Origin of the sequence: Luteococcus sp. Sow4_B9 (genome assembly GCF_052116585.1) — a bacterium.
Lineage (GTDB): Bacteria > Actinomycetota > Actinomycetes > Propionibacteriales > Propionibacteriaceae > Luteococcus.
On the sequence record NZ_JBQKKT010000006.1, the window covers coordinates 67,375 to 83,825 of the forward strand.

At 69.0% G+C, this 16,451-nt stretch carries 15 protein-coding genes; 4 read left to right on the top strand and 11 right to left on the bottom strand.

Annotation, left to right across the window (positions count from 1 at the left end):
* Window positions 1-16 precede the first annotated feature (16 nt).
* A complete protein-coding gene (locus ACTQ49_RS05805; RefSeq protein WP_441826901.1) occupies window positions 17-832 on the bottom strand; it encodes a MerR family transcriptional regulator in 816 nt (271 codons plus the stop codon).
* On the bottom strand, window positions 829-1,131 hold the full coding sequence (locus ACTQ49_RS05810) for a hypothetical protein (RefSeq protein ID WP_441826902.1): 303 nt from the start codon (window positions 1,129-1,131) through the stop codon (window positions 829-831). Before ACTQ49_RS05810 ends, ACTQ49_RS05805 begins: the two co-directional genes overlap by 4 nt.
* A gap of 395 nt (window positions 1,132-1,526) precedes the next feature.
* Here ACTQ49_RS05810 and ACTQ49_RS05815 point away from each other — a divergent pair, with 395 nt between their 5' ends.
* Both ACTQ49_RS05815 and ACTQ49_RS05820 read left to right on the top strand, forming a co-directional pair.
* On the top strand, window positions 1,527-1,850 hold the full coding sequence (locus tag ACTQ49_RS05815; RefSeq protein ID WP_441826903.1) for a PadR family transcriptional regulator: 324 nt from the start codon (window positions 1,527-1,529) through the stop codon (window positions 1,848-1,850).
* Entirely contained in the window at window positions 1,847-2,359 is a 513-nt protein-coding gene (locus tag ACTQ49_RS05820) for a DUF2812 domain-containing protein (RefSeq protein WP_441826904.1), read from the top strand. The genes ACTQ49_RS05815 and ACTQ49_RS05820 overlap by 4 nt, the downstream gene beginning before the upstream one ends.
* Here the strand turns inward: ACTQ49_RS05820 and ACTQ49_RS05825 are convergent.
* Complete coding sequence (locus ACTQ49_RS05825; protein ID WP_441826905.1) at window positions 2,349-3,584, bottom strand: amino acid aminotransferase; 1,236 nt, start codon at window positions 3,582-3,584, stop codon at window positions 2,349-2,351. The two genes, ACTQ49_RS05820 and ACTQ49_RS05825, sit on opposite strands and share 11 nt — an antisense overlap.
* A 133-nt stretch (window positions 3,585-3,717) precedes the next feature.
* On the opposite strand from ACTQ49_RS05825, the gene ACTQ49_RS05830 reads away from it, so the two are divergent.
* Both ACTQ49_RS05830 and ACTQ49_RS05835 read left to right on the top strand, forming a co-directional pair.
* Entirely contained in the window at window positions 3,718-4,650 is a 933-nt protein-coding gene (locus ACTQ49_RS05830) for a PfkB family carbohydrate kinase (protein WP_441826906.1), read from the top strand.
* A 149-nt stretch (window positions 4,651-4,799) separates the two neighbouring features.
* On the top strand, window positions 4,800-6,410 hold the full coding sequence (locus ACTQ49_RS05835; protein WP_441826907.1) for a hypothetical protein: 1,611 nt from the start codon (window positions 4,800-4,802) through the stop codon (window positions 6,408-6,410).
* A gap of 19 nt (window positions 6,411-6,429) precedes the next feature.
* On the opposite strand, the gene ACTQ49_RS05840 is transcribed toward ACTQ49_RS05835, so the two are convergent.
* From ACTQ49_RS05840 to ACTQ49_RS05875, 8 genes are all read right to left on the bottom strand, one after another.
* Window positions 6,430-7,827, bottom strand: a complete 1,398-nt coding sequence (locus ACTQ49_RS05840) for an alpha/beta hydrolase (RefSeq protein WP_441826972.1) — start codon at window positions 7,825-7,827, stop codon at window positions 6,430-6,432.
* A gap of 272 nt (window positions 7,828-8,099) precedes the next feature.
* A complete protein-coding gene (locus ACTQ49_RS05845; protein ID WP_441826908.1) occupies window positions 8,100-8,966 on the bottom strand; it encodes a PSP1 domain-containing protein in 867 nt (288 codons plus the stop codon).
* Between the two features lie 90 nt (window positions 8,967-9,056).
* Entirely contained in the window at window positions 9,057-10,724 is a 1,668-nt protein-coding gene (locus tag ACTQ49_RS05850; RefSeq protein WP_441826909.1) for a Na/Pi cotransporter family protein, read from the bottom strand.
* A 38-nt stretch (window positions 10,725-10,762) separates the two neighbouring features.
* Window positions 10,763-11,914: a phosphate ABC transporter substrate-binding protein PstS gene (gene pstS, locus ACTQ49_RS05855; RefSeq protein WP_441826910.1), complete on the bottom strand. Its 1,152-nt coding sequence runs from the start codon at window positions 11,912-11,914 to the stop codon at window positions 10,763-10,765.
* 285 nt (window positions 11,915-12,199) lie between these two features.
* A complete protein-coding gene (locus tag ACTQ49_RS05860) occupies window positions 12,200-12,868 on the bottom strand; it encodes a DoxX family protein (protein WP_441826911.1) in 669 nt (222 codons plus the stop codon).
* Between the two features lie 184 nt (window positions 12,869-13,052).
* Window positions 13,053-14,285, bottom strand: coding sequence for a DNA polymerase III subunit delta' (locus ACTQ49_RS05865; RefSeq protein WP_441826912.1), 1,233 nt, complete (start codon window positions 14,283-14,285; stop codon window positions 13,053-13,055).
* Complete coding sequence (tmk, locus tag ACTQ49_RS05870; protein ID WP_441826913.1) at window positions 14,282-14,962, bottom strand: dTMP kinase; 681 nt, start codon at window positions 14,960-14,962, stop codon at window positions 14,282-14,284. The genes ACTQ49_RS05865 and tmk overlap by 4 nt, the downstream gene beginning before the upstream one ends.
* On the bottom strand, window positions 14,962-16,344 hold the full coding sequence (locus ACTQ49_RS05875; protein ID WP_441826914.1) for a hypothetical protein: 1,383 nt from the start codon (window positions 16,342-16,344) through the stop codon (window positions 14,962-14,964). The genes tmk and ACTQ49_RS05875 overlap by 1 nt, the downstream gene beginning before the upstream one ends.
* Window positions 16,345-16,451 lie beyond the last annotated feature (107 nt).

The following is a 16,451-nucleotide window of genomic DNA, read 5'->3' on the forward strand; positions in this document are numbered from 1 at the left end:
GGCGACCGCTGACAGGCTAACTCCAGACCGGGCAACCGGGGTCGATCCCGTCGGCCCGGGCGGCGGCGTCGAAGACCTCGCGGATCCAGCCGGCGAGGCCGGGGTGCAGCCGGTCGTAGTGGGCGGCGAAGCCCTCGTCGGACTCGAAGAGGCGCCCCAGGCAGAGCTGCATGCTGCGGGTGATCGGGAACCACGCGCCGAAGACGGACTTGTGTCGGTCGGCCAGGGCGAGGGCCTCGTCAGCGTCGGATTCCACTCCCCTGCCAAGAGCCTCGGCGGCGTCACGTTCCCACTGCCGCATCGCCTCGGCCTGGGCGCGCCACTGCTCCGCCGACCTGCCCGCAGAACCCTCCGCGAACTGCGCCCACTGGGCGCTGTCGCCCCACCGCTGCTTGGCCTGGTCGACCCACTCGGGGCGCCACCGGTCCCCGAAGGCCACGCACTGCTCCTCGTCGCTCAGCAGCACTCCGCGCTCATGGGCATCGGCAAGTCGGGCCAGGCGTTCATCAAGGCGTCGCAGGTCATCCATCTGGGCAGCCAGCTGGGCGCGGCGCTTCCGCAACACCGCCCCAACGTCGGACGACGCGGAGTCCAGCACGTCGCCGATCTCCTCCAGCGACAGCCCAGCCTCCCGGTAGGCCACCACTCGTCGCAACCGCTCGACATCGCCGGGCAGGTACAGCCGGTAGCCGCCGGGCGACCTCCCCGACGGCCCCGCCAACCCGATCCGGTCCCAGTGGTGCAGGGTCCGCACCGTCACGCCCACCCGCGCGGCGGCGATGCCGACGGTGATCCCCTCGCCCAGGTCCATGGCCACATTCTCGTCGGTCACCTCGGCGCGACGATCCCCACGTCGGCCAAGCCCGCCGCCTCAGCACTCCCGACAACCAGCGGCTTGGCGGCCGTGAAGACGACGCGGGTTCCCTCGGGCGTGGTCACCGCCAGGTCGCGGGTATTCCACGGGGTATCCGTCGGGCCCTGCACGTCGGAGCCGGGGAAGGCCCGGCACGCATCGGCGACCTCGTCTAGCTGCGACAGCACGCACGCGAAACTCACCTGCAGATCCGACAGCCCAGCAACCGGACCGGGGACCAGCAGCACGTCCTGGAAGGCCCACCTCCGCAGGTGCACCAGCCTCCCGGGGGATGCCGAACAGCTCGAAGAAGCCTAGGCCCCTGGTCCAGAAGTCCACCGACGCCGCCAGGTCCGTGCACGGGATCCGGAAGAACATCGGCATCCCGTAGATCCCACGGAACAGCTCGGGCGGTTGCGCGTCGGGTCCGGGTGCCGGAACGGGGCTGATGTCGAAGGCGTTGAAGGTGCTCATGCGTCCGACTGTGCGGCCTGACGTTGCGTCAGGGTCAAGCCCCTCGACAAGCTCGGGGGTCGGCATAGCGGGGCTCGGGGAACGGGACCCCTCGACAAGCTCGGGGGGACGTGAACCAGGGGCGCTTGCTCCTGACCCACCCGCGTGCTTGAATATCACTAAATGATATGTCGTTCAGTGATACTCGAGGAGGTGGAGCATGGCACGCAGCTCCGGCTTCGAGAGCGGTGACCTGCCCGACTCCGCCCTGCACATCGCGCTGGCCCTCACGCGCCCCCGCCACGGGTACGCCGTGATGCAGTTCCTCGCCGAGCAGAGCGACGGGAACATCACCATCGGGCCCGCGTCGCTCTACACCACGCTCAAGAAGCTCGTCGCCGCCGGCCTGATCGACGAACTCGACGGCGACGACTCCCGTCGCGTCTACCAACTCAACGCCACCGGCCGGGACGTCCTGACCCGCAACATCGACCGCCGTCGCCAACTGCTCGCGATGGCCGACCGCATCATGGAGGAAGCATGACCACCCGCATGGGCCACGGCCTGGCCATCAGCCCAGAGAAGGACCTCGCCATGTTCGCGGACATGGCGCGCAAAGGGAAGCACCTCAACGGTGTCAACGCCCTGGCCCACGGCTTCACCTTCACCGATGGCCCCGCCGAGGACCTCATCTTCGACCTCGCCTACGAGGACCACCCCACGCAGGACTACTTCGACATCTTCGCCGCCGCCGGCTGGACGCACACGGTCTCCGTCGGGAACTGCCACATCTTCAAGGCCACCCCCGGGACCGCACCCCTGCACCTGGGAACGGACTCCAAGCGCGACGAGCTGGTCCGCAACCGCAACCGCTACGCCCTGTACACCGCGGTTGCGCTGGCCGTCCTGTTCATCGTCGGCCTGATGATCCGGACGATGTCATGGCCATCGCACGTGGATGTGGCGCTGCTCACCGTCGCGATCATCCCCGTTGTCTACACCGCGGTGCCACTCATCGGGTACCTGAACGGACTGCGCAAGCTCAACGACTGACCACCGCGGCGATCGCCTTCGCGACGTAGCCGACATTGTCCTCATTGAGCCCCGCCACGCACAGCCGCCCGTCGTCGGTGCCGTAGACGCCGTGTTCGCTGCGCAGGCGGTGCATCTGCTCCACGTCCAGACCGCAGTAGCTGAACATGCCGGCCTGTTCGGTGACGAAGCCCATCGTCTCGATGCCCTCGGCGCGCAAGCCGGCGTCCAGGGCCTCGCGCATGCGACGGATCCGCAGCCGCATCTGCTCCAGCTCGGCCTCCCAGCTGGCGCGCAGATCGGCGTCGGAGAGCACCAGCTTCACGACCTGTGCCCCATGGCTCGGCGGGCAGGAGTAGTTGGTGCGGATCACCCGGCACAACTGGCTGTGCACGCGGGTCGCCTCGTCGCGGCTGGCGCAGACCACACTCAGCCCACCGATCCGCTCGCCGTACAGGCCGATGTTCTTGCTGAAGGAATTGCCGACGAAGAAACGCTGCCCGGTCGCGACGAAGGTGTCCACCGCCACGCGGTCCTCGTCCAGGCCGCGGCTGAAGCCTTGGTAGGCCATGTCGAGGAAGGGCACCAGCTCCCGCTGCGCACACGCCTCGGCAACGCGCACCCACTCGTCGGCGCTCAGGTCGTAACCGGTCGGGTTGTGGCAGCAGGCGTGGAGCACGACGACGGTGCCCGGGACCATCGCCAACAGGTCCTCGACCATCCCGTCGACGTCCACCCGGTGGTTCTGGGCATCGTGGTAGCGGTAACTGACCACCTCATAACCCGCCCCGCCGAAGATCGCGGCATGGTTGGCCCACGACGGGTCACTCAGCGCCACCGTCGAGGCCCCCAGCAGGGCGCGCAGGAAGTCCGCGCCCTCCTTCAGCGCACCCGACCCGCCCAGCGTCTGCACCGTCGCGATCCGCTGGTGCAGCGGGTCCAGGCCCTCGACGGGCTCGGGCGTCGAAGATTCGTCGGCGGACGGGAGGCCGAAGACCATCTGCTGCACCAGCTGCACCAGCTGCGGATCGCCACCCATCGGCAGGTATCCGCGCGGCGCGGGCTGCTCGGCGAGCCGCTGCTCGGCGAGGCGCACCGCCTCGGGCAGGGGCAGACGGCCCAGCTCGTCCAGATAGATGCCCACGCCCAGGTTCACCTTGTCCGGCCGCTCGTCGGCGCGGAAGAGGTCGGTGAGACCAAAGATCGGGTCACCGGGGTAGAACTCGAGGTCATCGAAGCTGGGCATGGCCCCACCGTAGTGCGCGGCACCAGTGCACAGAACCCCTTGTCCGCGCCCCGACACGCACCCCACACCGGGAGCGCCCCAGTAGTCTGGCCAGCACGCGTGCACCACACCGCGCAAGCCCGAGAGGAACACCATGCCCCGCGTCATCCACACCGGCCAGGCCCTGGTCGACGAGGTGGTCGAGATCCCCGCCCTGCCGTGGCGCGGAGACAACTCCATGGCCACCACCTACCACCGCTACGCCGGTGGCGCCACCAACATCTTGGTGGCCAGCGCACGCACCGGTGCACACAGCGTGCACGCCGGCGCCCACGGCAAGGGCCCCAATGGCGACCTGATTCGCGAGGTGATGGCGGCGGAGGGAATCCAGGTATCCTCCCCCGTCGTCGACGACATCGACACCGGCATCTGCTTCGTGATGATCGAACCCTCGGCCGAGCGCACCTTTGTCACCACGATGGGTGCGGAGCGCCTGATCAGCGTCGAATCCCTGGCCACCAGCAATCCGCAGCCGGGAGACCTGGTGCACGTCACCGGCTACTCACTGGTGGTGCGCAGCACGCGCCGGCCGCTGCTGGAATGGTTGGAGTCCCTCCCCCAGGGCGTCATCGTGCTGCTCGATCCGGGTGCGGCCTTCAGCGCCCTGCCCGCCCCCGTCCGTCAGCGAATGCTCGCCCTCACAACGGTGTGGACGTCGAATGCCGACGAGGCCTACCAGCTGACCATGGAGCGTGACATGCAGGTGGCCGCCGAGCATGCCGCCGAGCACCTGCCCGACGGTGCCGTGGTGATCGTGCGCGACGGCGCCGAGGGGTGCGCCGTGCACCTGGCCGGCCAGACACACGTCGTGCCCGGCTACCCGCAAAAGCCCGTCGACACGAACGGCGCGGGGGACTGCCACACCGGCGTGCTCTCGGCCGAATTCATCGTCGGCGGTGACTGGGTGGAGGCCGCCCGACGCGCCAATGCCGCCAGCGCCTTGAAGGTGACCCGCCGCGGACCCGCCACCGCCCCCACCCGCGCGGAGGTGGATGACTTCCTGGCGGAGTGGGAACGCACCCACTGACCCGGAACCGCCGGCTTCCCTCGTCACCCGGGCGGGCGACGGAAGGAGGGGCCCGACCATCCTTCCGTTACCGGGTGACAATCCAGAATGCCCCACGCAGGTTCTAGTCTCGGAGGAACACTTCCCGAGGCCCTTGGAGCAGATCCATCATGACCGGCACGCCTGACGCACCCCAGCCCAATGCCAAGAAGAAGCACGGGGCCACACCACAGAAGTCCAGGAAGTCGACCGGCAACACGTCGGCTGGCAAGAAGCTGGCCACCAAGGGCAAGCCGTCGGCCGAGCTTGACGTCAACCCCAAGGTGGTCCTGGGCACCGTCGCCCTGCTGCTCGCTGGCGGCTTCGCGTGGAACGGCCTGGGGGTCATCACCGGGCTGGACGCCATGATCCACCCCTACCCCACCACCGGGCTGACGGCACTGGCGCTGACCGCCCTGGTCCTGGCGGGCATCGTCTCCAGCCGCAACAAGAAGCTGCTGAGCGCCCTGGCCACGCTGACCGTGCTGCTGGCCATCCTGGCCATCGCCTACCCGCTGGTCTTCGGCCACTACGCCCGCGCCAAGGCCTACTCGCACATCGCAGCCAAGGACGCCACCACGGTCAGCTCCTACCAGGACCGTGCGCCGTGGCTGGTGGCCAACAACCTGGCCGCACGCGACCAGGGCGACAATGTGGGCTCACTGGGACGCGTCGCGTACGTGCCGGATGCCGAGCAGAAGGGCACCAGCCGCTACGCGACGATCATCACGGGCCGCTCGGCAGTGGGCATGCAGGGCTACCAGTCCATCCGCGAGTTCAACCTGCCCGCCGTCGGACCGCTGGGCAGCGGCATGTCGTCCAGCTGCCTGGTGCCGTCCGAGATGGGCCTGCGCCTGGGCTCCTTCTGGCCGCACCGCTCACTGGATCGCGCCATCCACAACAAGTCGCCCTTCTCCCACTACGACGAGGCCGACGCCTACGGCTACTGCGACGGCAGCAAGCCCGTCGTGGTGGTGCCGCTCACCCGCTGGTCGGGCTTGCTGGTGCCGACGAAGGTGCCGGCCGGCGCCGCTGTCTATTCCCCCGACGGGCTGCGCATCCTCTCCGGAGAGGAGCTGGCCAAGGAGAAGATCGAGGGCCCGACGATGCCCGCCTCCCTGTCCAGGGATCGACGTGAGGGTCTGCGCGGCACCGGGACCTATGCCGACTGGTGGAGCAAGCGATCCGGCTACGACGCCACGGACAAGGACGAGGACGACGCGAATGCCGGCAACACCGGCGAGTTCACCTTGGTCACGGTCGACGGCGCCATGCGCCACGTCACGCCGTTGACCCCGCGCGGATCCTCGCAGACCATCGTCGCCACGCTCACCGGCCCCGCCCAGCAGGACGGCACCGAGCAGGACCATGAGATGACCATCGAGACCAAGGCCAAGCAGCAGGCCACCAGCACGCTGGAGAACACCATCCGCTCGGCGTCGGTGGACTCCGATCCGGAGTGGGCCACCCGCTGGTCGGCCGGCATGCGGGTCTACGAGATCGTGCCGGCCAAGGACGGCCACTGGGCCGCTTCCATCGGCATGGGCCAGACCGTGAACTACCGCGCCGACATCAGTCCCGAGGGTGCCGTGACGGTCTCCCGCACCGACCGGCCCAAGACCACGGACACGCCAGAGAGCACCACGGTGCAGACCAACAAGCCGCTCAGCGAGATGACCGAGGCGGAGCTGGTGCAGGTGATCAAGCAGGCCACCGACGAGCTCGCCAAGCGGGCGGGCTGACCCCTCGACGGGCTCAGGATCAGCAGGTGGTGGCGTCCTTGGGCACCACGCCCTTGTTGACGTAGCCGCGCACCGCATCCTTGACGCACGCATTGCCCAGGTCCCAGGCGGAGTGGCCAGCGCCCTTCCAGGTGAGCAGCACGCCCGAATCCAGCTGGTCGGCCATCCAGACGGCCTGCTGGTAGGGCGTCGCCGGGTCACCCGTCGCCCCCAGCACCAGGATCGGCGCCGCGCCCTGGGCGGTGATCTTCAACTGCGGCGACGGTTTGGTGGTCCACCAGGTGCACTGCAAGTTGGGGCCGAAGTAGGGCGCCAGGATCGGGGCCTTGGCCACGTCCTTCGGGAACTCGTCCTTGGCGCCCTGCTCCCCCGGGTCCTCGGCGTCGATGCAGCCGATGCCGGGGAAGGAGTAGGTCATCGACGAGTAGTTGCCCTGCGCGTCGCGGCCATTCATCAGGTCGGCGGTCTCCAACAGCGTCTCGCCGCGGCCGGCCAGCGCCTCCTGCAGGGCATCGGTGAGCTGCGGGTAGCCGCTGGCTCCGAAGTACAGGTAGGTGACGGTGCCGGTGATGCCCAGCGACTGGGTCAGCTCCCGGTCTCCGACGGCCAGCGGCTTCGCGTCCAGCGAGTCGAACAGCCCGGTGATGGTCTTGACCACCTCGTCGGCGCTGCCACCCAGGCCACAGGACTGCTCGGCGCACCACTGCGCGTAGTTCTTCAGCGCCAGGTCAAAGCCCATCGCCTGGATCACCGACTCGTCGTCGGTGATGTTGACGGCGCTGTCCAGCACCATCCGCCCGACGCGCTGCGGGTAGAGCTCGCCGTACAGCGAACCGATGTAGGTGCCGTAGCTGATGCCCATGTAGTCGAGCTTCTCGTCGCCCACCAGGTGGCGCAGGTAGTCCAGGTCTCGCACCGTGTCCAGGGTGGAGATGTGGTCCAACAGGGCGCCGGAACCTTCCCGGCACTGGGCGGCGAAGTCCTTGAAACCCTGCGCCACCTCCTGCCATTCCTGGTCGTCGTCGGGCGAGGTGTCCATGGCGACGTACTCGTCGGTCTGCTCGGGTGTGCCGCAGACCACCGTGGTGGAGTCACCGCTGCCACGGGGATCCCAGCCGATGATGTCGTGGTTGGGGAAGGACTTGCCGTCGAAGGTGTCCACCATCTGCTGGCCGGATCCGCCGGGGCCGCCGGGATTGATGAACAGCGAGCCCTTGTGCTCCTGCTGCGCCTTGGCACGCTTCATCTTCAGGGTGATCGCCTGACCGTCGGGTCGGTCCCAGTCCAACGGCACCAGCACGCTCGCACAGTCGTACTGCCCGCACGGAATCCACTGCAGCTTCTGGTCCAGATAGCGCTGGCGTCCCTGGCCAGCAGGCGGCGCGGCGAAGCCGTCGGGCTGGGCGTCGGAGCCCATCTCCACCCGGTCCGGCGAGGAGTACTTCTCCGCCCGCTGGTGCTGCGAGAGGTCGAAACCCGCCACGTCCGCCGACGTGGTCTTCACCAGGGCTGCGTTCGGGTCCAGGCTGCCGGCGGCACTGCTTGCGGGGGCACTGCTGGCGGGCGTGCTGTCCGACGGGCCTTGCGACGGCGCGCCACCCGACGTCGGGGTGCAGGCGGCCAGCGCGGCGGCAGCGGTGAGTGCGAGTGCTCCGCGAGCCCAGCCGCGGGCCATCTCGATCCGGTTGGTCACTGGTCGTCCTTTCCTGCCCGGCGCTGCAGTGCACCATGGCGAGCCTTGCGCCGCTTGGACTTCACACACACCTCGGTGAGCGGGCACCGGGCAGTTTCACCCTCGCCATTGCGCACGGTGACGCTCTGGCCCGGCACCGAGTGGCCAATGACGGTGCCCTCGCCGATCGGGCTGCTGACCCTCTCGCCCACCGCGGGCGCCTGCTGGGCGAAGTCCACGTACAGCGGGTGCTCATACTTCAGGCAGCACATCAGCTTGCCGCACTGGCCCTGGATGGCCAGCGGATTGGGCGAGAGGTTCTGGGCCTTCGCCAGCCGCAGGCTGACGGGCTCGAAGTCGGTGAGGAAGGTGGAGCAGCACAGATCTCGGCCGCAGGAGCCGATGCCTCCGGTCAGGCGCGCGGCGTCGCGGCCGGCCACCTGGCGCAGGTCCACCCGCGCCTTCAACGCCCGGGCCAGGTCACCGACCAACTGGCGGAAATCCACCCGCCCGGGAGCGGTGAAGTAGATGGCCACCATCAGGTCCACGTCCGTGACGCGATCGATCCAGTCGATCCCCACCACCTTCATCGGCAGCTCGTGGCGGGCGATCAACTCCTTGGCGATCCGCTCCGCCTCCGCCTTGTGCTGGCGATTCTCCCGGTCGCGCCGCAGGTCCTGCTCGCTGGCCATGCCCTCGCACACCGGCAGCCCGGTCAGGTTCTGGCTGTCCACGTACTCCGGTGCCCACACCACCTGCGCCACCTCGGGGCCGTGCTCGGTGGGGTGCAGCACCATGTCACCCACGCGGTACTGGGAGACCCCGGGATCCAGGTAGTGCAGTTGCCCACGGGTCTCAAAGATGACCGCCATCACACGCGCCATGCGCCCCAGACTACGGGCTGCGTGCCCAGAACGCCGACGGCCCCGCACCGGACGGGTGCGGGGCCGACGGACGTGCCGTGGATGAGCGAATCAGGCCGTGGTGCTGGGAACCTCCATCGCGGCGATGCCACGGTTGACGGAAGCGCGCTCGGCCTTGATGCGAGCGCCCAGGCTCTCGGAGCGCTCGATCGAGCCCAGGATGGCCAGCAGGGCACCCTTCTCGCCGGCGGGCAGCGACGCGGTGTCGATGACGCGCCACCGCAGGTCCTCCACGCTGGCCTCGGGGTTGACGGCCTCGGCGGGAACGTGGCTCTCCACCGGGGCGCCCAGCTCCTCCAGACGACGGTCGAGCTTCTCCAGCGCCTCCTCCAGGAAGACCTGGCTGGCGGGGCTGAACTGCTCCCGCTTGGCGCGGCGGGCCACCTGGTGCAGCTGCTCGGTGAGCGAGCTGGTGAAGTCCACCTCCTCGATCAGGCTGGCCACCAGGTCCATCTGCTCCCGGCTGAGGTCGTCGGTGAACAGGTGGGCCGAGTAGGCGCGGATCTCACGGGAGAGCGAGTCGACCGCCTCGGCGTGCTCGTCGATCTCCTTCGGAGCGCCCTCCTTGCCGCGGGCGATGTCCAGGAAGAGTGCGGAGGCGGCCAGCTGGCGCTGGATCTCCTGCTGGACGGCCGGGACGGCCTGGTTGTAGACGCCGCGCGAATCCTGGGTGAGGAAGCGGGGGTTCGAGTAGTCCTCCTCGCCCTCCTCGTTGGCGCCCACCTTGGACAGCACACGCTCGAAGGTGCCGACGAAGGGGAACAGGATGCAGACATTGAAGATGTTGAAGGCGATGGAGAAGGCACCGACGGCAACGGGGACCATCGGGAAGGTCTCCTGGCCGTCGACCATCACCGGGGCACCCGGATCGATGCCGAACAGGCCCACACCCCAGCGCAGCACGCGGATGGCCGGGAAGAAGAGGGCCAGCACGACGCACACGCCGATCGCGTTGAAGGCGATGTGGGCGTAGGCGGTGCGCTTGGCATTCTTGCTCAGGTTCAGCGAGGCGATCCACGAGGTGATGGTGGTGCCCAGATCGGCGCCGATGGCGAAGGCGATGGCGGTCTGCCAGGGCAGCACGCCCGAGGCGCCCATGCCCATCACGATGCCGATGGTGGCCGACGAGGAGTGGATCATGGCGGTGATCAGGGCGGCGATCAGCGCACAGGAGATGACGCCGATGATGTTCGACGAGTCCAGCTTCTCCAGGGCCGACATGACCTGAGGCATGTTGCGCAGCGGCTTGAGACCACCGGTCATCAGGTTCAGGCCGTAGAAGATCAGCGAGAAGCCCATGGCGGCCAGCGCGGTGTTCTTGGTCTTCTCCTTGCGGGCAAAGACGTAGACACAGGCGAAGATGCCGGAGAAGAGCAGGCCGATCGGGCCCAGCGGCAGGGCGATCAGGCCATTGCCCAGGGTGGTGCCGATGTTGGCGCCCATGATCACGCTGATGGCGGAACGCAGGGAGAGCACGCCGGCGTTCACCAGACCCACTGTCATCACGGTCATGGCCGTCGACGACTGGATGATGCCCGTGATGATCGTGCCGGCGGCCAGACCCTTGACGGGGGTGCCAGCCATCTTGGCCAGCCATTCACGCATCTTGTTGACGGAGAGGGCCTGGATGCCACTGTCCATGAACTCGAGGCCCAGCAGGAAGATGCCGAGACCTCCGATCACGGGCACCAGGATTTCCTTGAAAATGTCTACTTCCACGGCTTGTCCTCAGCTGTTCGGGTCAGAGATCGGGGATCTCAGGGGGCGTAGGGAAAGGTGTCCTTGATGTAGGCGTCCACCTGGGTGGCGCCCTTCTCGGGCAGCGGCAGGTAGCCGAGCTTGCTCGCCGACGCGTCGTAGCGCGTCACGACGTAGTCGAGATAGGAGAGGGCGCGGCGGGCGTCCTTCTCCTGCTGGGGCTCGCGCTCCATCACCACGTAGATCGGGACGGTCAGCGGGTAGGCGCCCGTGGCGTCGGCGCTGGGGGCGACGCGGGTGAAGTGGTCGGCGCTGTTCCAGTCCATGCCGGCCAGGGCGGCGGCCATGCCCTCCGAGGCTGGCGCGACGAAGTCGCCGGCGCCATTGCGCAAGGTGGCCACCTTCAGTCCGGCGGCCCGGGCCTGGCCGGGCTCCACATAGCCGACGGCGCCCGAGGTGGCCTTGACGGCCTTCACCACACCGCTGGAGCGTTCGGCGGCGCTGCCGACGCCCTGGGGCCACGTGATGGCCGGGCCAGTGCCGGGGCCGTCATTCCACTGTGGCGAATTGGTGGAGAGCCAGTTGGTGATGCCCTGGGTGGATCCGGAGCCGTCGGCACGGTGCACCGGAGTGATGTCCTGTGCGGGGAGCGCCACACCGGGGTTCAGCGCGGCAATCGCCTTGTCATCCCAGCGCTTGACGGTGCCCAGATAGATGTTGGCGACCGTCTGCGCGTCCAGCTGGAGCTGCTTGCCGCCCAGGTCCAGGTTGTGCACGACGGCGATGGCGCCGGCGGCAATTGGGAACTGGCCCAGCTTGCGCCCGTCGACGGTCTCGGCTGCGAGCGGGTAGTCGCTGACCGCGAAGTCCACCTCGGGGTCGCTGTTCAGGCGCATGATGCCGCCCATCGAGCCGACCGGCTCGTAGACCAGGCCGGAACCGTCCAGGACCCAGTCGCCCCCCGTCTCGTCCGGACGCTCGGGATTGTCGGCGGTGAAGGCATTGCGGTAGCTGGTGGCGGAGCGCTCGATCAGCGGGGCCGCCAGCGTGGAGCCAGCGCCGACGATCTTCGAGTCATTGCCGCGATTCCACAGCAACCCCAGCACGAGCAGGGCCACGAGGCTCAGCACGAACAGGGGCATGATGAGTCGACGTCGCCTGGCGTCCTCAGTCTTGAGGACGGGCACGCCATTGTCTGGTGATCCGAGCACGAGTTTCCCTCCCGAGTGGTCTGCGTGCCATGACAAAGGGGCTGAGTGACTTCTGGTTCGGGATCACATGTCCTGCGAGTGAACAATCTTGATCTGGGGAACTTTCCTCTCAGATTCGCGAAATCCCTTACTGTACGACGTTTGGTAGGAATGGCCGGGGAGCAGACTGGTAGGACTCGATGGGAAACAGAACGGTCCGGGCTCCACCGAGATGGGAGCCCGGACCGAGGTCTGGGAGGGCCAGTGCGGCGCGGCTCGCGAGTCACCCGAACCGGCAACGACAGGTCAGCGGTTCTGCTTGGCCCGTCGACGACCCGCACGGATGGAGCCGTCGATGCTCCATCGCCCGGCACCGACGAAGAGCAGCGTCAGGCCGACCGCGGCGAGCAGCAGTTCCAGCTCACCGGTGAACCCGGGCTTGCCCGCCTGGAAGGGGTTGCTGGCGCCCCACTTGACCAGCGCCAGCGCGGCGATGGCGACGACGGCGACGCCCAGACCGGCCAGCCGGGTCAGCAGGCCGAAGAGCAGGGCCACGCCGGCCAGCACCTCGGCGATGCCGGTGCCCCAGGCCAGGTAGTGCGGGCTGGGCAGCCCCAGCTGGGTGAGGAAGTCCTGGGTGCCGGCGATGTCGGTGAGCTTCTGCACACCGTGCACTGCCATGATGCCGCCGGTGACCAGGCGCAACAGGAAAAGCCCCAGCGAGGGGCCGAACTTGTCGGTGGTGGGCTTGGGGATCTCCGGCAGCACCGGATCCGGCCCCTGCGGCGCGGCCACCTTGCCCAGCGCCCGGTCCCGTTCGGCGCGCTCGCGGGCACGCTGCGCGGCTCGGTCATCGGCCTCAGCCAGGGCGGCGGCCTCCTGGGCCTCGCGCAGCGAGTCGCTCTGCAGGATCTGGGTTGCCTCGGTGGAGCCACCGCCGCTTCGGCGGCCGGAGTCGAACTGGTTGTCGGTCACGACGGGTCCTTCAGTTGGGGAAGATCGATCGGAAAAAGACCGATACGCACCCCCAGTCTTGCACCGCGAGGGGCAGCTCAGAACCCGACACGCGACGGACCCCACCCCTGCGGGTGTGGCGCGACGGGAGTCACCTCAACGGGACAGATGACCGGTCAGCGCCAGCGCACCTCGACCGCTTCCTTCAGCGCCCCTCACCCAGTTCCAGCAACATGGCCTCCATGGCCAGCAGCGGCGCCACATTGGTCTCCAGCGCCTCCCGACAGGCGATGATCGCGTCGATGTGCCGCAGGGTGCGCTCGGGCGTGGAGGTGCGGGCCTCCCGCTCCAGCTGGTTGCGGATCTCCCCATTGATCAGGTGCGGACCGCCGTCGTCGGGAACCCCCGAGTGCAGTGCCTGCGCAGGCATCGGCGCGGTGATCGCCCCGGTCTGCAGGGCGAGGACGTCGCGGTAGAAGGTGGTGAGCTCCGTCAGCACCCGGTCCAGCGCATCGCGCTGGTAGCGCTTCGCCCGCGCCTTCTGCTGCTCCTCCAACTCCTTGAGCGCCGCCGCGGCCTGCTTGGGACGCGCGCCCTTGGTGCCAAAACCCAAGGCCTCCTCCAGCTTGGCCCGCTCCGCGGCATCCATCTGGGCAGTGGCCAGACTGGCCTCCTCAGCCGCCGCCTTCACCAGATTGTCGGCGGCGGTCAGACAAGCCCCGACGCTGACCAGCTTGCCCGGAATCTGCAGCACCGCATGCCGACGGTTGCGAGCATCCTCATTGCGGGCCAGCACCCTGGCCCGCCCGATGTGCCCCTGGGCAGCCCGGGCTGCATGCGCGGCCACCGCCGGATCCACCCCGTCACGCCACTGCAGCAGCTGGGCCACGGCCACGTCACTGGGCGTCGACAGCGCAAGCTTTCGACACCGCGAGCGGATGGTCACCACCACGTCGTCCGCAGTGGGGGCGCACAGGATCCACACCGTCTTGGGGGCCGGTTCCTCGATCGCCTTCAGCAGGGCGTCCCCACCGCGATCGGTCACCCGGTCTGCGTCCTCCACGACGATCACCTGGTGGCGACCCATCGTGGGGCTCATCGCGGCCCGACGCACCAGGTCTCGCACCTCGTCGACGCCGATGCTCAGCATCTCCGTGCGCACCAGCGTGACGTCGGGGTGGGCGCCGGACAGCGAGGTTCGGCACTCATTGCAGTGCCCACACCCGCCCCGCGGGCACTGCAGCGCCGCGGCAAAGGCGCGGGCCGCATTGGAGCGACCACTACCCGGCGGCCCCGTCACCAACCAGGCGTGGGTCATCGCGTGGGACTCGCCCGCCACCGCGCGCCTCAGGGTCTGCACGGCGCGCTCCTGGCCCACCAGCTCACCCCACACGCCGTCGGAGACCGGCTGGCCGGTTGCCTGCTGCTGGATGCTCACGGTTCGAGTCTGCCCGAGGGGTCGGACACTTTCTGGGCCTCGACCGGCGCGGCCGCCAGATCGCCCTCGGCCAGCAGTTCCTGCACCCGTTCCCGCACTCGGCGGGCGATCGACTCGATCGAGTCCCGGGCCGGAAGCACCAGGTAGTGCTCCGGATCCCGCTCGGCCAACCGCAGGAAACCGCCCCGCACCCGCTGGTGGAAGTCATCGCCGGCGCTCTCGATCCGGTCCTTCTGGGCAATCCGGCCCACCGCCTGCCGGGGATCGACATCCAGCAGCACGGTCAGGTCCGGACGGAGGTTCTGTGTGGCCCACAGGGCGATGGTCTCCACGTCGTCGGGAGGCAGGGCGCGGCCTGCGGCCTGATAGGCGATCGTCGAGTCCACATACCGATCGCAGACCACCACCTCACCGCGCGCCAGCGCTGGCTTGACCACCTCGACCACGTGCTGCGCCTTGTCCGCGATGTACAGCAGGCACTCGGCACGGGCCGTGATGTCGCCCGAGTCAGGGCTCAGCACCAGTCTGCGAATCTCCCCGCCCAGCCAGGAGTCCCCGGGCTCATGGGTGACGCGATAGGCGATCCCCTTCTGCTGGAGCCACCCGGCGAGCTGCCGCACCTGGGTGGACTTGCCCGCCGAGTCACCGCCCTCGAAGACCACGAAGAGCCCGCTCATCACTTCTCCTTCAGCTTGCGCAGCCGGCGTTCGGTCTTGGGCCAGGAATCCAGGAAGTTCTCCCGTGCCACCTGACACTGGGCGCGGCGACGTTCGAAACGGCGCCCCTCCTGGAAGGCCGTGACGGCATCCCACTCCAGGTCGATCCCCGGTTCCTCCACGCCGGGCGGCATCTGCGCGGCCTGCAGCAGCTCCACGGCCTGCGCCACCGCCTTCTCCGCGCGACGGGCCTGCTTGCCCAGCAGCACCCGCCCGGTGTGGGCCAGGGTGCCCACCTGGCGCGCCGAGGCCAGGGTCGCGGCCCACTGCACGTCCGCCGACGCCGGCCCCAAGGCACCCGCCCGCTCCACCAGGATGGCGGCCGTCTGGACCATCTGCTCCTGCAGGGCCGTCATCGCCTGCTGGTGCGACTGGTCGCCCAGTTTGGGCGCTCGGGCCGCCAGGACCAGCGAGTCGAGGACGTCGAAGTACTCGTCCCCCAACTGGTGCACCGTCCTGGTCGCCATCCCGGACAGCACCAGATCGATCTCCTGCTCCAGGTGCTCCCGCCACTGCGGTTCCAGGGCAAAGGCCAGGCTGCGCACCTCTCCGCGCAGCTCGGCCAGCTGCTCGCGCAGGTGGTCCATGTCGTCATCGCGCCCGCTGCGCAGGTCCAGGTCTGCTCGCAGCAGCTCGTCGAGCCGTCGGGAGAAGAGCCACCCGACGAATGCCTCCAGGCTCACCTGCTCGCCCAGGTCCACCGCGCCACGAAAGTCGCTCAGACCCGTGGCGGGTGGTCCGATCCGTTCCGCCAGGGACGGGAAGACGTCCAGCTGCGTCGCCCCGCAGGCCAGCAAAGACTGCACCACCAGCTCCCGCTGGCTGGCGTCCAGACCATCGCAGCGCAGGCTCACCTCACGGTGCCTGCCCGTGGTCACCCCGCCGCGACGGATGGTGATCCGCTCGTCACTCAACCGGGCCAGCGGTTGCTCCTCCGCGTCCAGCAGCGCCCACCGCGTCCGGTCCAGGTGCAGTGCGGCCACCGGACCCAAGGGCGCACGACGCCGGAAGGGTCTCACCAGGGCTGCGAACTCGTCGGGCAGGTCACCCGCCGCGCCCAGCGGCTCCACCCGGTCGGTGGGCAGCCACGGTTCCCACCCCGGGGCGTCCAGGTACCACTCACCCAGCTCGCCACTGACCCGGTGGGCCAGCACGATGCCGGCGCGCAGCAGACGATGGTCGGTGGTGTCCAGCAGCGTCACGTCGCGGCTGGTGGAGCGGTGCGGATCGCCTGGTCCGCGCCCGCGCACGGCCCGGGCAATCCCCTGTTCGGGATGGACCAGCACAGGATCGGCCACCGCAAAGGGCAGCTCGAACCGCAGGGTGCGCTGCTTCTTGCCCATGGACCGTCCTCCTGCTTCCTCTGGGGCTGATCAGGTTCCGGGAGTGATCAGGCTACTCGTCACGCATGCGTGCCGGGCCACGACGCCCCAGCTGGGCCGAGCGGCGC

Bases quoted from the DNA above. Each gene is read 5' to 3' on its own strand.
- ACTQ49_RS05815 (WP_441826903.1), top strand. From the start codon at position 1,527: ATGGCACGCAGCTCCGGCTTCGAGAGCGGTGACCTGCCCGACTCCGCC.
- ACTQ49_RS05820 (WP_441826904.1), top strand. From the start codon at position 1,847: ATGACCACCCGCATGGGCCACGGCCTGGCCATCAGCCCAGAGAAGGAC.
- ACTQ49_RS05825 (WP_441826905.1), bottom strand. From the start codon at position 3,584: ATGCCCAGCTTCGATGACCTCGAGTTCTACCCCGGTGACCCGATCTTT.
- ACTQ49_RS05830 (WP_441826906.1), top strand. From the start codon at position 3,718: ATGCCCCGCGTCATCCACACCGGCCAGGCCCTGGTCGACGAGGTGGTC.
- ACTQ49_RS05835 (WP_441826907.1), top strand. From the start codon at position 4,800: ATGACCGGCACGCCTGACGCACCCCAGCCCAATGCCAAGAAGAAGCAC.
- ACTQ49_RS05840 (WP_441826972.1), bottom strand. From the start codon at position 7,827: ATGGGCTCCGACGCCCAGCCCGACGGCTTCGCCGCGCCGCCTGCTGGC.
- ACTQ49_RS05845 (WP_441826908.1), bottom strand. From the start codon at position 8,966: ATGGCGCGTGTGATGGCGGTCATCTTTGAGACCCGTGGGCAACTGCAC.
- tmk (WP_441826913.1), bottom strand. From the start codon at position 14,962: ATGAGCGGGCTCTTCGTGGTCTTCGAGGGCGGTGACTCGGCGGGCAAG.
- ACTQ49_RS05875 (WP_441826914.1), bottom strand. From the start codon at position 16,344: ATGGGCAAGAAGCAGCGCACCCTGCGGTTCGAGCTGCCCTTTGCGGTG.